Here is a 14,245-nt window from a genome sequence, read left to right as displayed (position 1 = left end):
TAGGCTACTTCTCTATATCTTTGTTAACAAGGCTAATGATACGTTCTAATAGTTTGTTCACCGACCTTCGTTGTGGTTTATCATTCTGATGTAAGATCTCAACATGAGCACTAGCAATAAAAGTCTTATAGTCACTCTCGGAAATGTGTTTTGTACTTAAATTTTCAAATACATTTTCCATTGCTTTTCGCCTAGTGAAGCAACTAAATGCCTTATCAATCGTATCCAACAAAAGCGCTTCAATGACAGTTTCAAAACCCATTTCAACATCTTTAAGCGTAGAAATCATCTCAACGACATACACGACATCAGAAGCGCCTTTTAATCTTTTACGTGCTCTCAGATTCCACTTCATGTCATCTATTAACCGTTCCACTTCCCTGCGATATCTAACATTCACAGAAAGCATCACAAGATAAGTCTTCATATCTTGATCTTGCTTACTTTCATAAACTCTAAACGCATTATCTGATTGTTCTTGAGCGTGCGCAGCCGCTCTTTCAAGTTCTTCTTCGTAGTTACTCAGGTCCTTACAGGCGTCATGTAGAATACCGTTTCCAATAAGCTTTCCGAGTGTATATTTTCGATTTCCACCTAACTGGGAAGCAGACATTCGAACCCCGTCGAGATTAAATACTATACCCACCGCCATCCCCTTCTTTGTTTGTAGCTCTACTTTGAGGCTTGAATGTGTTGACTCAACAGCAGTGACAAACTCTGCAAGATTAGAACCAGGCTTTAACTTATTGATACCTGTTTTTACTAGCCGAGCGATTTTAGCCTTTTTGTTAAATTTTTTAGCGTCATTAATAGCAGCATCGGTATCGTAACCAATCTCATTACTACTTACTAATTGGCGCAGACCAAACTCTATCTCTAGCTCCCTCATTACTTTTTGTGCTCGTATCTTGCTATAAGAGTCTTTGATGCGCTTTCTTGTCACTATATCGATGGTAGATGTGATTATATGTATATGTTCTTGGTCGGTATCATTATGTTTAAAGACAATATATCTACAATTTGCATAACCCAAACGGCTCATCAAATTTTTAGCTGTTTTACACCATTGTGGATTAGTTAAGCTTTCATTTGTATCGAGGCTAACTATCATGTGCTTAAACTGCTGTTTAGCACTTGGGTTAAGCCTTATAGATTCTTGCATCTCCCTTATCGCAAGTGACATATCTAACATCTCCCCTAGTGCGTTTTTAGCATTTACAGGGATATTTATAATATTATTTGCATAAATAAATTCTGTTAATGCACCAGCGACTTTAGTGGCTCCTGCACCATAATTTACTAAATATTTAGCCACTCGTTCATCGTCACCAGCAACATACTTTATGAGAGCATTTGCGGTTTGATCTGTGTGTTTACCGCCTTTTTGTTCAGGTTCCTTATAGATCATGACTTGAACCCATTAATTTCTTTCAATAGCTGAAAAAGCTTGTCTTCATTTAAATGCTGTTTTGCTATTTCATAAGCCACTTCTAGAGTAAAGCTATTCACTAGCAAGTGACGAGTGGCTTGAAACTCTCTTAATAATCCTGCTAGTACAACAAGAGTACTTTCTATTTCATCTCTTGTGAGAGATTTACTATTATCAATATCGTTGGCAATTGTTTTAATGTGTTCAGTGAGTTCTGAAGTTTCTGTGAAGAACTCTTTAGATGCCTCTAGAATGATGGGTTTGACTTTTACAGCATTATTGATGATGTCACGAGTAAATGCTGAAAGCTTTGAATAACCAGCTATGCATTGCTTGTTAACTAGTTCTTGATATTCTTTTTCAGTGAGATTTGTCTTTACTGATTTAATCTGCAAATCAGCAGGTTCTTTACGAGCTTTGTATTTCTCTTTTTTTACTGTCTTTATGGCAGCTTCAATAGCTCTAAAGTCCTCTGCCCCTACATCCCTTAGAATATCTAATATATCGTTTTTCATAATTATTACCTTTTGTTGTATTTAGACTCACCTCTCAAATAATTAGATATGGTTATTACGATCTAAGACTTACAGCATATGATAAACCAGCGCTAACACCGAAGGGGGTTAGTGCAACCAACCTGAATGGGCGGAGTATTTGTCGGAGTTTTATTTGGAACAAATAAACGCGCAGACACAGCTTGCTTAAAATTTCATTTTTTATATTATTAATTTATATTTATATTAAATTCAACTTATATTTTACTTTTAATAGAAATAATTTTAATCCAAATGACACAGATCAAAGACCAATAATTAGGATGGTTTAATAATCATATAGAAATCAATAACATCGAAGATTTTAATTAATATATTACTTTCCAGGTAAGTAGACTATCAATATAAATCTTAAACCTTAAGTAGTCATATAAAAACTTGTTCTCACAGTATAAGTATTCTGTAATTATGATAATATGAAGATTAAGTATCCATTACTTACTATTAATTAATGGGTAATTTATTTAGAATATAAATCCAATGTAATTTTAGCATACAACAATTAATAGAGATTGTTCCCACAGCTAATCAATAAGCACCTCAACCTCATTCAAGCCGTAGACTTTAGGTGGTGAGTCTTGGTATTTGAAAGATTTTTTCTAGTCATGCTCCTATAATGAAGACCAAAACGATCACTCAATAGTCAAAAGCGGAGCAGTTGCGCGAAGTCGAATTTTTGTTGGAAATAGGGCTTGGTGAACACTCACGATTTGACCTCAATAGGCTTTGATCATGTGTCATTCCTATTATGTACATCACATACTGAAATGACACAGATATCTAAATACCAACCTATTTATGTTTATTGACTGTTTTTGCAATTAGTGAATGTGTTGTGGACTTACTGGCCAATTCCTTAATATCTCAACTTGGCTTGTTCAGCTATCTCTTTCCACTTACTAGGATTTCTTTTAACAGCCATACGCACCGCGTGCATGTATCGGATAAGTTCTCTGGAGTCTGATAAATCGTTCGGTTGCTTAACATCAGTAATCTCTTTAAGTAATGGGAGGTACATACCCGATGATTTATCCAGATTGATTGAGCGTACTGCTTGAGTATCACTGATAGAACGATTAGCAGTAAACACCTCACTCACGGCTTTATCATTTTTCTCATCACTAAAACTAAATGGTAACTCTCCGATGGCGTCGGCTTTGAAGACAACTCTTAAAGAGCCACCTTGCTCTTCATCAGTGCAAATAATGTACTTCACAAATTGCTTCACAAAGTTGTTATAACGCTCTCTATCTTCGTTATTATCAAGCTTCAAGCTATTAATGATAGTTGTATCGTAGTTTCTGTGTAGAATGGACAGCTCATCAAACTTAGCTTTCTCACTATGAATTTCATCATCTAACTTGGTGAGCTTATCTGTAAGAATAGAGTATAAACGTGGGTTTGTATTTTCCATCAGCTGTTTGGTGACGACCTCAACATTCTCGTTAAGCTCCGCTATATTAGCTTCTAGGCTGCTTAATTCCGCGCTTAAGTCAGTAAAACTACTGTCATTGATTTTAGCGTAGTCTAGACCAGCTAGAGCTTTAACAAGTCTAGTTTCTATCTCTTCATAATTAAGCGCTCTTTGCGTGCAGCCTTGGTTATCGATTTGTTTTCGACATCTTACTTTCTTTCTACCTCTGTTGGGTTTGTAATAGCTCATAGAGGAACCACACTGTGGACAGAAGAGCAACTTACTGAACAGATTACTAAACGCACCAGTTTGCCGCCCGCCAGATCTCTTAAATGATTTTTTGAGGCGAAGGAACGTTTGTTCATCAATAATCGCTGGGTAATAATTTTGCTCAATATCTCCCCATGGCTGTTTCTTAGTTCCAGCATCAGTACGAACATGTTTAACGCGTTGAAACGCACCATACAACTGAATCATTTTACAGTACTTACGCACTATTTCCGTTGACCAAGTTTTTCCATTAAAGTACGGAACACCTTCACTATTCAGGGTACTAGCAATCCTATGACAGCCCAGTCCATCTAACTTCATGTTTATGATGCGCTTCATTACTCTTTCGCGATCAGGTATAAGTTCAAATGACCTCTTATCTTCAGATAACTTCATCCAAGAAGGGCAAATTGAGGTACGCTTTTCCCCCCCTTCTTTCTCTTTCATTCGCTTATTTTCGAAGTAATCATTGATTCGATTAGATTTTTGCTGGCTTTCCATGTGCGCTAAGTGAATTGCCGCTGTAATCAATAAATCATTCTCAAGTGTTGTACTCTCACTATGCTTAATGATTATGCCAAATTTCACGATAGCTACGTCAATACCATACTCTTTGAAAAGACTGAACGTTTTCCGAGACTCGTCAGCAGGCATCCGACTGATGCGATCTACTGCCTCCACAACGAGAAGTGATCCGCGTTTTATATCTCCTTTTCTTGCAGCTTCAAGAAATGCGCCGAGACCACCGTTCGCTGCGGTATTGAAACCTTTGTATGCTGATAGTCCTCTATCAGTAATAAATTCGTCCGCTATGGCGTAAGTTGGTAAACCGTTCTGTAAATTCTCCTTGTTCTTGCTCTCTACAAAACGAATAGCCCCATCGATCTGACGACGGATACCGTCCCCTTGGACTTGTACATCTTTACTCACACGCGAATAGATGTAAGCGTCCAATTGTTCCTTTGGATGAATCATCCCCAACCACCTCATGCAATACAATCCATACTAGATATCATATAGGGGAGGCTATTGCAAAACATACTGCCCAAACAGGTTTAATATAAAATCCAGATAAGTTATGTGACTTATACATATGATTATAAAAGAAAAAGGCCAACACAAAATGTCGGCCCTGAAGAAATTATTGGTGAATCATTGCTGCCTTAACAGCTCCATAGATTGCGATACTATTACAAACTCTTCGTTGGTAGGAATAACCATTGCTACTGCACCTAGCATTTCCGACTTAGCAATGATGCCGTCAGAACCGAAGCGAGCTGCTTCATTACCCACAACGTCTTCAATAAAACCAAGAATCTTAAGGTTATTTAGGATCTCGCGACGAATTGGTAGAGAGTTCTCTCCGATGCCGCCTGTGAAGATGATGCCGTCTAGAGAATCTAGCGCTGCAAGGTAAGATGCAACGTACTTCGCTACACGGTAGGTAAATACCTCAAATGCAAGCTTAGCACCCTCATGTCCCTCCTCCATGGCTTCTATAATGCCACGAGCATCACTCGTTAGGCCAGACACGCCTAGAAAGCCAGACTCCTTGTTTAGAGAGTTGAATACTTGTTCTTGTGACCAACCTTTCTTCAGTAGATATTCGATAATACCTGGGTCTAGGTCACCACAACGTGTGCCCATCATTAGCCCAGAAAGTGGTGTGAAGCCCATAGAAGTATCAACGCTGCTACCGTCTTTGATTGCACATACAGATGCGCCGTTACCTAAGTGAACAGAGATGAAACTAGATTCTTCAACTGGTTTATTTAGCATTTTTGAAGCTTCACGGCTAACGAAGTAGTGGCTAGTACCGTGGAAACCGTAACGGCGCACACCGAAATCTGTGTACAGTTCTTTTGCTATTGCACCAGTAAATGCGCGTTGTGGCATTGTTTGGTGGAAAGCCGTATCAAATACCGCAAATTGAGGTAGAGAAGGGAAAGCTTCAATCGCAGCACGGATGCCAATAGCACCAGCAGGATTATGAAGTGGTGCTAGGTCTGATAGACTTTCAATTTCATTCGTTACTTCTTCAGTAATACGAACAGTTTGAGTGAACTTCTCACCACCGTGAACGATACGGTGACCAATCGCCACGATATCAGCAGTGAAGCCCAACTCTTCCATTAGACCAACCAATTTACCAATGGCAATTTTGTGGTGGTTATCTTCACCTTGAATGGCAATCTCAGTTTTCTCGCCTTGATATTTCCAGCTCATACGAGCATCTTCAAGACCAAAACACTCCCCTAAGCCACTTAAGACTGCTTCACCAGAAACAGAGTTAATGACAGCAAATTTTAGGGATGAACTACCCGAGTTAATAACCAGAACAAACGAATTAGACATTGGATATGGATCCTGTTTTATTACGAATTGGATGAAGTGTTTACTTCAATTTTAGTTAAGCCCATTATTCAATAATTTTTGAATCTTTCAACTTTTGTTTTTAAAAAATCATCAAATGAACACAATTAAGTTGATCTTTATCATCAGTTTATTTATTTCGAGAATGAAATTAAAAAATAGTTGAATAAAAAATCAATAAGCTAACGAAATTATCGACCTCTTTAACAAGCGGGTTGACCCGTAATTTACTACGATTGATATTAAGCAGTTCAATGAGATAAAACCGATGAGAACCTAAATTTTCGGACACAAAAAAGCCGAGCATAACGCTCGGCTTTTAAATTCAGGGTCTAGACTAAAGCGTCTAAGAGACAGGTTAATTAACCTTCGCTGCGCTCTGGACGACGACCACGGTTACCAGCATTAGCATTGCCGTTTCCATGACCACGTTCACCACGGAAGTTACCACGGTGATCACCGCCACGGTTGCGGTCAAAACGACGTTCGCCATCACGACCACCAGCAGAGTTACCATCGCGTGCACCGTCACGGTTACCACGGTAGCCGCCACGACCGCCATTTCCACCTTCACGGTTACCACCTTCGCGATTGCCGCCTTCACGGTTACCACGGTAGCCGCCACCATCACGACCACCACGACCGCCACCACGGTTTCCATCACGACCGCCGCCGCCACGACGAGGCTCACGGAAGTCGTTGAAATCAACAACTACAGCGCCAGCTTCTTTTTGGCGAATACGAAGCTTGCTTAGCTTACCAGCCGTTTCTGAGTTCATTGCTTTAGGAAGCTGAACGTAAGTAGAACCTTGGTCTAGTTTGATAGCACCGATAGAACCTTTAGTTAAGCCAAGTTCATTTGCCAATGCACCAACGATATCTTTAACTTGAACACCTTGCTCACGACCAACTTGTAGTTGGTAAGTATCCCAATCTTGAGTATTGAAGTTACGACCACCACCGTCGCGGCCGTTGTCACGATCTTCACGGCGATCTTTACGACGATTTTTATCGCGCTCGATAGCAGCGATCATTGGGTCTTCGCCAACGTAGAATAATGGGCTCTTACCTTGCTGGCGCTTAAGAAGCATCGCAGCTAGTGTAGCAGCGTCTACTTCTAGAGACTCTTGAAGCGTAGAGATAAGACCTGCAAAGTTTTCTATTGCTTTGCTTTCTTTCTCAGTTTCTAGTTCAGCACCAAGCTTAGCAACACGAGCTGCGGCTACTTGATCACGTAGCGGAAGTTGGATCTCTTCCATAGATGACTTTGTTACGCGCTCGATAGTGCGAAGCATGCGAATTTGGTTAGTGCGAACGAGTAGGATCGCTTTACCTTTACGTCCAGCACGGCCAGTACGACCAATACGGTGGATGTAAGATTCAACATCAAATGGAATGTCGTAGTTGAATACGTGAGTAATACGTGGAACATCAAGACCACGTGCTACAACGTCAGTTGCAACTAGGATGTCGATAACACCTTGTTTGATGTGATCAACAGTGCGCTCACGTAGAGACTGAGGAATATCACCGTGCAATGCAGCAGCTTTGAAGCCACGTGCAGATAGCCAATCAGCTAGACGCTCAGTGTCTTGACGAGTACGTACGAATACGATTGATGCGTCAGTTTCTTCAGTTTCAAGAAGACGAGACATTGCTTCGTCTTTTTCTACGCCTTTAACAACCCAGTAATTCTGCGCTACTTTATCAACGGTGTGGTTAGTACCAGCAACGTCAACTCGTGCAGGGTTACGTAGGTAACGGTCAACAATAGTCTTAACCATTGGAGGCATAGTTGCAGAGAAAAGTACACGTTGTGCAGTTTCTGGAGCTTGCTCAAGAATCCAAGTTACGTCATCTACAAAGCCCATTTTCAGCATTTCATCTGCTTCATCAAGAACAAATGTATGCGCTTCATCTAGGTGTAGACGGTCACGAGTTAGTAAGTCTTTAACACGACCTGGAGTACCAACAACAATGTGAGCACCGCGGCTTAGAGCACGCATTTGGTCAACAATTGAAGCACCACCGTAGATTTCAAGAACTTTAAGACCTTTAACATCACGACCAAGGTTTTTGATTTCCGCAGCAACTTGAATCGCTAGCTCACGAGTAGGAGCCATGATGATTGCTTGTGGTTTGTGTTGATTTAGGTTGATTTTGTTAAGTAAAGGCAGAGAGAATGCAGCTGTTTTACCAGTACCAGTCTGTGCTTTACCTAGTGCGTCACGGCCTTCGAGAAGAAGAGGAATAGCTGCTGCTTGGATTGGAGTTGGAGAAACGAAACCCATACTATCAAGAGCTGAAAGAATGTTATCGTTTAGGGCTAATTCATTAAATTGAATTACAGATTCGGACATTGGGATCCCACTATATATAAGTAAACAAAAGGTCCCGGGAGCTCTACCAATTCCAATACTGATCCAATCAGATACTGATTCCATTCAGAGTTACGAAGCAGTAATAAAACACTTCAAGCCATTAGGGACGTCTAAGGGAGGCGGATTATTCCCTAAATGCATAAAAAAATCCAGAAAAAATTGAAATACATCACATATTTTTCGGTTTTATACCATTATTGACTACCATATCGTCAAAACTTGATGAATATCTCGCCACGGCTTGCTTCAATCGTCAAATTGATAGACTTAAATGAGTGCGCAATTAATTCACTCCCACTTCGGCTTTAAGTAGTAATCGAGCCTCGCAATCATTATAGTATGCTCAAGTATCCTCGTTAGATAAAAGTAAGATGTTTCAAGATAATCCTCTACTCGCTCAGCTAAAACAGCAAATCCAAGAAACCCTCCCTAAAAAGGAAGGTACGATCAAAGCCACTGAGAAAGGGTTTGGTTTTCTCGAAGTCGATAGCAAAACAAGCTACTTCATCCCGCCTCCGTACATGAAAAAATGTGTGCATGGCGACAAAGTCATTGCCATCATTCGTACAGAGAAAGAACGCGAAGTAGCCGAGCCAGAGGAACTGGTTGAACAAGGTCTTACTCGCTTCATCGCACGAGTTAAGCTTTTTAAAGGCCGACTGAACGTTGTTCCTGATCACCCGCAACTGAAAAAGCTGCAACTTAAAGCGAAAGCAATGAAGGGATTAAACCCTGAAACGCTAAAAGAAGGTGACTGGGTTGTTGCTCACATCGTTCAGCACCCATTAAAAGGTGACAACGGCTTTCTGGCTCAGATCTCTGAAAAAATCACTGACGCTGATGATAAGATCGCTCCTTGGTGGGTTACGCTGGCACAGAACGATCTGCCAAACAGTGAGCCTGCAGGCATCGACAACTGGCAGATCAATGATGACGCCGATCTTGAACGTGTAGACATGACTCACGTACCTTTTGTGACTATCGATGGCGAAAGCACAAAAGATATGGACGATGCGCTTTACGCGAAAAAGAAAGAGAACGGCGATTTTGAACTGACTATCGCGATTGCTGATCCTACGGCTTACATCTCTCCAGATGACGCAATGGATAAAGTAGCTCGTGAGCGTGGTTTCACGATTTACCTTCCAGGTCGTAACATCCCAATGTTGCCTCGTGATCTTGCAGACAACTTGTGCTCACTTATCGAAAACGAAGTTCGCCCAGCTCTTTGCTGCACAGTAACGGTATCTAAAGATGGCGTTATTGGCGACGACATCAACTTCTTCGCTGCCAACATCAAGTCTCACGCTCGTCTTGCCTACGACAACGTATCAGACTGGCTAGAGACCGGTGCATCAGAGAAATGGCAACCATCAGAAGAGATTGCTGTAATTGTTTCTGATCTTCACCAATTTGCTCAAGCACGTTCAGCATGGCGCTCAGCAAACGCTGTTGTGTTCCCAGATCGCCCTGACTACCGCTTTGAACTTAGCGAAGATAACGATGTTGTTGCTATCCACGCTGACATGCGTCGCAGTGCAAACAAGCTGGTTGAAGAATCAATGATCAGCGCAAACATCTGTGCAGGTCGAGTATTAAAAGAAAGCTTCAACCAAGGTGTGTTTAACTGCCATTCTGGTTTTAAGGCTGAGAAAGTCGCTGACGTGCTTGAGCTAGTAAACCCGCAAGCGGAAACACCATTCACTGAAGAGCAAATCGTTTCTCTAGAAGGTTTTGCTACTCTACGTCGTTGGTTGGGTTCTTTGGACAACAGCTACTACGACAACCGTATTCGTAAATTCCAAGCGTACAGCGAAATCAGCAATGAGCCTGCGCCGCACTACGCTATGGGTTTAGACATTTACGCAACTTGGACTTCTCCAATCCGTAAATACGGTGACATGATTAACCATCGTATGCTTAAAGCGCACATTTTAGGTAAAGCGCCAATTCAAACACCGGATGAAACTATCGGTGATGAGCTTGCCTTACACCGCCGTCACCACGGTATGGCCGAGCGCAATGTTGGCGATTGGTTATATGCTCGTACTCTAGCGAATGCTCCAGCAGATGAAACTCGCTTCCAAGCAGAGATCTTCGACATTAACCGTGCCGGTATGCGTGTGCGCCTGCTTGAGAATGGTGCCGCTGCATTTATCCCTGGTTCTCTTATTATTGATAATAAAGAAAGAATCGAATGCAACAGTGATATGGGCACTGTATCTGTCGATAAAGAAATGGTATACAAACTGGGAGACGTTTTAGAAGTAGTTCTCTCTGAAGTTAATCAGGAAAACCGTAACTTAGTAGCAAAACCGACTCAAGTTTTTGCAGACTTACCTAACGAACCTGAAACGACCAATGGAACAGAAGCTTAAATTCTTCTAAGTTCAACTTTCTAAAGGCGCTAATTGTTAGCGCCTTTTTTGTAAATGTCTCATGCTTAAACAATACTTAAAAAAACAATCAAGTTACAACCTCAAAGAAGCACGCTATGCCATCAATCACTATTACTCAGTTTAACAATTTTATCCCCAGAAAACGGGAGCGTTACCCCATTTCAAAAAACGGTATCTTCATGGTATCGAAGGGCAGTATTTCTTTCATGCTGCCTAACGGCACTGAAGCCTCGTTACAAGCTGGCGATTTCACACTTTACAATTCTGGTCAGATTAAAGACATCACAGTTAACACTGAAAATGGTGAATTCAACGCAACCTGCTTAGACTTTGACTCGGCTATTTACCAAAATTTCATCAATCAGTTCAGCGATTTAGACTCGGCTCAACTCCCAGGCAAGTACCTTAAGTTCAATCAAACTGACACTGAGATCTGTCATTTAAAAGAGCTGATTATATCGCTTGCTGACTCGTCTTCTCAAAATGACTATGCACTTGTTCAACTGAGTTTGGCTCTATTATCCCTAATGGTAGAGAAGTACCCTGCATTACTAGTCCTCATTGCACGAGCTTCCAGTTTAACAGTGGTGCAAAAGGTTATACATTACATCGAGCAGAACATTGAAAATAACATTTCGTTAGAATCACTAGCCAGTTACATGGAGATGTCCCCTGCCACTCTGAAACGCCGCTTGTCTGCTGAAAATCTGTCGTTTTCAAATCTACTGAAGATAAAGCGAATCGCCCATGCTGCAACACAACTCAGAACATCGAATAAGTCGATTACTCAAGTAGCTTATGAATCTGGCTTTAAAAGTGCAGCTCACTTCAGTACCGCATTTAAAACACATCACGGTCAAACACCAAAAGATTTCCGGGCAGTAATAGCGCAAGCACAACTGCAAAAAATAAAACCGTGAGTCTAAAAATGTTGCTGGACGTATTGGTTGGAAGTGTCTTAATTAAAAACTTATGCAGACAATTCCACACTGGCATTACACCATCAAAAAGCAAAAGAGTTATGACCAGAAGTACGATTTAGGATCTTTTTCTATTTCAGTTAGAATTGCATCAAGATCCTTCGATTTAGGAAGATAGGGATAAGGCCCCCAATTCACTGAATCTGTTTCCGTATCATCTTCAAGTGGCACTGTCACCCACCAACAAGATAGCGACTCATCAAAGGTAACGCGAGCGATCTCATTTATATAATAGCTATGAGATGAATCAAGCAAGTAATACGCCTGAGAAAACAGTACGCCTCTCTCACACTCTTCATATAGAGACTTGCCTAGCTCTACGGGTAAGCTGCAATTTCGAGAAGTACAGATCCTTTCAGCCCCAATTAAAAGACGATTCAGCTCTATATGAATGACGGACATAACACCTCTTCTAACTTCATACAAACTCTCAAAGTTTAGAGTCCATATATACACTTTAGGACTCAACAAACATTTTAGCGAACAAGAGCGAGTAAAATATCAACCGTAATCCCATCAACAAACCCGGACCTCCTAACCAAATCCTGTTTTCATAAACCAAGCCAGCAGCCATTAAGCAAGCTTATCGAATTTCACAAAAGCGTCACATAACCGACTTATCATGCTCTACATATATTATTCACTAGGAGTTGTTTATGTTACGAGTCGCGCTTGCCTCTCTTTTGTCTTTGGCCCTATCTTCTCAAGCCGCTTTTGCACAAGAAACCAATATTTCGGGGTCCACTTCGGTGTCACGAGTGATGGATGTATTAGCTGAGGAATACAACAAGACTCACCCTAATAACTATATTGCAGTTCAGGGTATTGGTTCCACAGCTGGTATTACCATGGTTGATAAAGGTGTGTCTGACATCGGTATGAGCTCACGCTACTTAACCGAGCTTGAACAAAACGAGAAATTGACGGTATTTCCAATTGCCTTTGATGGCCTAGCCGTGGTGACCAACCGTTCAAATGCTGTGAGTAACGTTACTCGCGATCAGTTATTCGATATCTACAAAGGCAAAATCACTAACTGGAAAGCCGTAGGGGGAGCAGATAAGCCTATCGCAGTTGTGACTCGCGAAGCGTCTTCTGGTTCACGCTACAGCTTCGAGAGCTTACTTGGTTTAACGAAAATCATTAATGACCGCCTAGTGTCTGACATCAACCCAAATAACTTGGTTGTGAACAGCAACAGCATGGTGAAAACGATTGTTAACCATAACCCACATGCCATTGGTTTTATCTCTGTTGGTTCTGTCGACCGCTCGATTAAAGCAATCACATTTGAAGGCGTAGAGCCAACATCTAAGAACATTGCCAACCACAGCTATGAATTGGCTCGCCCATTCTTGTTGCTGCACAAAACAGACTCTGTTTCTGAAGAAAGCCAAGATTTCATCAAATTCGTGACATCGAAACGCGGGCAAGATCTTATCGAAGAGTACGGCTACATACGCATTAAGTAAGCGAAATGCTTTAGTGATGTTATTAATGATGCAGGCAAGATCGATTTGATATGGCACAAACACAAAGAGAGAGCATTACGCTCTCTCTTTATTTAGGAATCTATAGATATCGCTTAGAAGTGAAGTTGAATCACCGAAACGATAACAGCACCTGGACGACGAATGCCTTCGATCTCTACACGAATTTCACGTTCAATTTCTAAGCCTTTGTTAATTGGCGTCACTTTTGTTAGCGTACTTTTAGCACGAACGTTACTGCCTGACTTTACAGGGTATGGGAAACGTACTTGGTTAAGACCAATGTTTACAACCATCTTCGCTGTCGGGAATTGAGACTTGTCAGGGTCAACACTGTCAGTCAGTCTAGGAAGCAGTGACAAGGTTAAAAAACCATGTGCAATAGTTGTTTTGAACGGAGAATCTGTTTCTGCCTTAGAAGGCTCAGTATGAATCCACTGCATATCTTCTGTCACAAGGCCGAACTGGTTAATGCGCTCTTGACTTACATTGATCCAGTCGCCAGTATGAATGACTTGCCCGATTTGCTGGTTAAGCTCATCAAACACAAGCTGCGCTTCTGGCTTTAACACGATCGGCTGTTCTATCGGCATCTCTGGTGTATCTTCATTTACTGCAGGTTTATGGTGATCACGAACCCACGCAAAGAAATGGCTATTTTGCGTACGATTAAGAAAGTCATCCCAGTAATCTCTAAGAGCTGGAGACATCCATTGCATAAACTCTGAGTGTTGCGAAGACATGCTATCGCCTCGGTGTTTAAATAAATCAATGACTTTCATCAGAACCTCAATTCACAAAAAATTCAATACAATCCGTTAATTTTGAAACACTTCACATTATTGTGCAAACATTTTCGAGCATACAAGCGTTAGCTCAACCTTGTTTTTTAAATTTAAAACAATTACTTATAAATAAAACATCATTTTATTAGACAGCCCAAATTAGAGTGTTA

10 protein-coding genes are annotated in these 14,245 nt (G+C 41.1%); 3 read left to right on the top strand and 7 right to left on the bottom strand.

From position 1 onward, the window contains the following. Nucleotides 1-4 precede the first annotated feature (4 nt). The 5 genes from OCU50_RS19865 to OCU50_RS19845 all read right to left on the bottom strand — a co-directional run bounded on the left by OCU50_RS19865 (nt 5) and on the right by OCU50_RS19845 (nt 8,400). Nucleotides 5-1,408 carry a relaxase/mobilization nuclease domain-containing protein gene (locus tag OCU50_RS19865; RefSeq protein ID WP_060469391.1) on the bottom strand — a complete coding sequence of 468 codons (1,404 nt, stop codon included), beginning with the start codon at nt 1,406-1,408 and terminating at the stop codon, nt 5-7. Then, nucleotides 1,405-1,944 (bottom strand): chromosome partitioning protein ParA, encoded by a 540-nt coding sequence (locus OCU50_RS19860; RefSeq protein ID WP_065311178.1) that lies wholly within the window; start codon nt 1,942-1,944, stop codon nt 1,405-1,407. The genes OCU50_RS19865 and OCU50_RS19860 overlap by 4 nt, the downstream gene beginning before the upstream one ends. A gap of 895 nt (nt 1,945-2,839) precedes the next feature. Continuing rightward, the gene (locus tag OCU50_RS19855; RefSeq protein WP_060469418.1) at nt 2,840-4,642 is read right to left on the bottom strand and encodes a recombinase family protein; all 1,803 of its coding nucleotides are present in this window, start codon (nt 4,640-4,642) and stop codon (nt 2,840-2,842) included. Nucleotides 4,643-4,819: 177 nt separating this feature from the next. Beyond that, nucleotides 4,820-6,022, bottom strand: coding sequence for an acetate/propionate family kinase (locus OCU50_RS19850; RefSeq protein WP_060469390.1), 1,203 nt, complete (start codon nt 6,020-6,022; stop codon nt 4,820-4,822). 380 nt (nt 6,023-6,402) lie between these two features. Further along, entirely contained in the window at nt 6,403-8,400 is a 1,998-nt protein-coding gene (locus tag OCU50_RS19845) for a DEAD/DEAH box helicase (protein WP_060469389.1), read from the bottom strand. 392 nt (nt 8,401-8,792) lie between these two features. Here OCU50_RS19845 and rnb point away from each other — a divergent pair, with 392 nt between their 5' ends. Then, entirely contained in the window at nt 8,793-10,799 is a 2,007-nt protein-coding gene (rnb, locus tag OCU50_RS19840) for an exoribonuclease II (RefSeq protein WP_060469388.1), read from the top strand. A 116-nt stretch (nt 10,800-10,915) separates the two neighbouring features. Continuing rightward, the gene (locus OCU50_RS19835; RefSeq protein WP_060469387.1) at nt 10,916-11,740 is read left to right on the top strand and encodes an AraC family transcriptional regulator; all 825 of its coding nucleotides are present in this window, start codon (nt 10,916-10,918) and stop codon (nt 11,738-11,740) included. Between the two features lie 99 nt (nt 11,741-11,839). On the opposite strand, the gene OCU50_RS19830 is transcribed toward OCU50_RS19835, so the two are convergent. Beyond that, complete coding sequence (locus OCU50_RS19830; RefSeq protein WP_060469386.1) at nt 11,840-12,202, bottom strand: DUF3024 domain-containing protein; 363 nt, start codon at nt 12,200-12,202, stop codon at nt 11,840-11,842. A 254-nt stretch (nt 12,203-12,456) separates the two neighbouring features. Between OCU50_RS19830 and OCU50_RS19825 the strand changes: the two genes are divergently transcribed. After that, nucleotides 12,457-13,272, top strand: a complete 816-nt coding sequence (locus tag OCU50_RS19825; protein ID WP_060469385.1) for a phosphate ABC transporter substrate-binding protein — start codon at nt 12,457-12,459, stop codon at nt 13,270-13,272. Between the two features lie 113 nt (nt 13,273-13,385). Here the strand turns inward: OCU50_RS19825 and OCU50_RS19820 are convergent, their stop codons facing one another. Continuing rightward, a complete protein-coding gene (locus OCU50_RS19820) occupies nt 13,386-14,072 on the bottom strand; it encodes a MaoC family dehydratase (RefSeq protein WP_060469384.1) in 687 nt (228 codons plus the stop codon). Nucleotides 14,073-14,245 lie beyond the last annotated feature (173 nt).

Origin of the sequence: Vibrio toranzoniae (assembly GCF_024347655.1) — a bacterium.
In the GTDB taxonomy this organism is placed as follows: Bacteria; Pseudomonadota; Gammaproteobacteria; order Enterobacterales; family Vibrionaceae; genus Vibrio; species Vibrio toranzoniae.
This window is presented reverse-complemented; position numbering and strand designations above follow the sequence as displayed.

Excerpts from the sequence above, each read along its gene's own strand:
- OCU50_RS19835 (WP_060469387.1), top strand. The coding sequence starts at position 10,916 with ATGCCATCAATCACTATTACTCAGTTTAACAATTTTATCCCCAGAAAA.
- OCU50_RS19850 (WP_060469390.1), bottom strand. The coding sequence starts at position 6,022 with ATGTCTAATTCGTTTGTTCTGGTTATTAACTCGGGTAGTTCATCCCTA.
- OCU50_RS19820 (WP_060469384.1), bottom strand. The coding sequence starts at position 14,072 with ATGAAAGTCATTGATTTATTTAAACACCGAGGCGATAGCATGTCTTCG.
- OCU50_RS19860 (WP_065311178.1), bottom strand. The coding sequence starts at position 1,944 with ATGAAAAACGATATATTAGATATTCTAAGGGATGTAGGGGCAGAGGAC.
- OCU50_RS19830 (WP_060469386.1), bottom strand. The coding sequence starts at position 12,202 with ATGTCCGTCATTCATATAGAGCTGAATCGTCTTTTAATTGGGGCTGAA.
- OCU50_RS19865 (WP_060469391.1), bottom strand. The coding sequence starts at position 1,408 with ATGATCTATAAGGAACCTGAACAAAAAGGCGGTAAACACACAGATCAA.
- OCU50_RS19855 (WP_060469418.1), bottom strand. The coding sequence starts at position 4,642 with ATGATTCATCCAAAGGAACAATTGGACGCTTACATCTATTCGCGTGTG.
- OCU50_RS19845 (WP_060469389.1), bottom strand. The coding sequence starts at position 8,400 with ATGTCCGAATCTGTAATTCAATTTAATGAATTAGCCCTAAACGATAAC.
- OCU50_RS19825 (WP_060469385.1), top strand. The coding sequence starts at position 12,457 with ATGTTACGAGTCGCGCTTGCCTCTCTTTTGTCTTTGGCCCTATCTTCT.
- rnb (WP_060469388.1), top strand. The coding sequence starts at position 8,793 with ATGTTTCAAGATAATCCTCTACTCGCTCAGCTAAAACAGCAAATCCAA.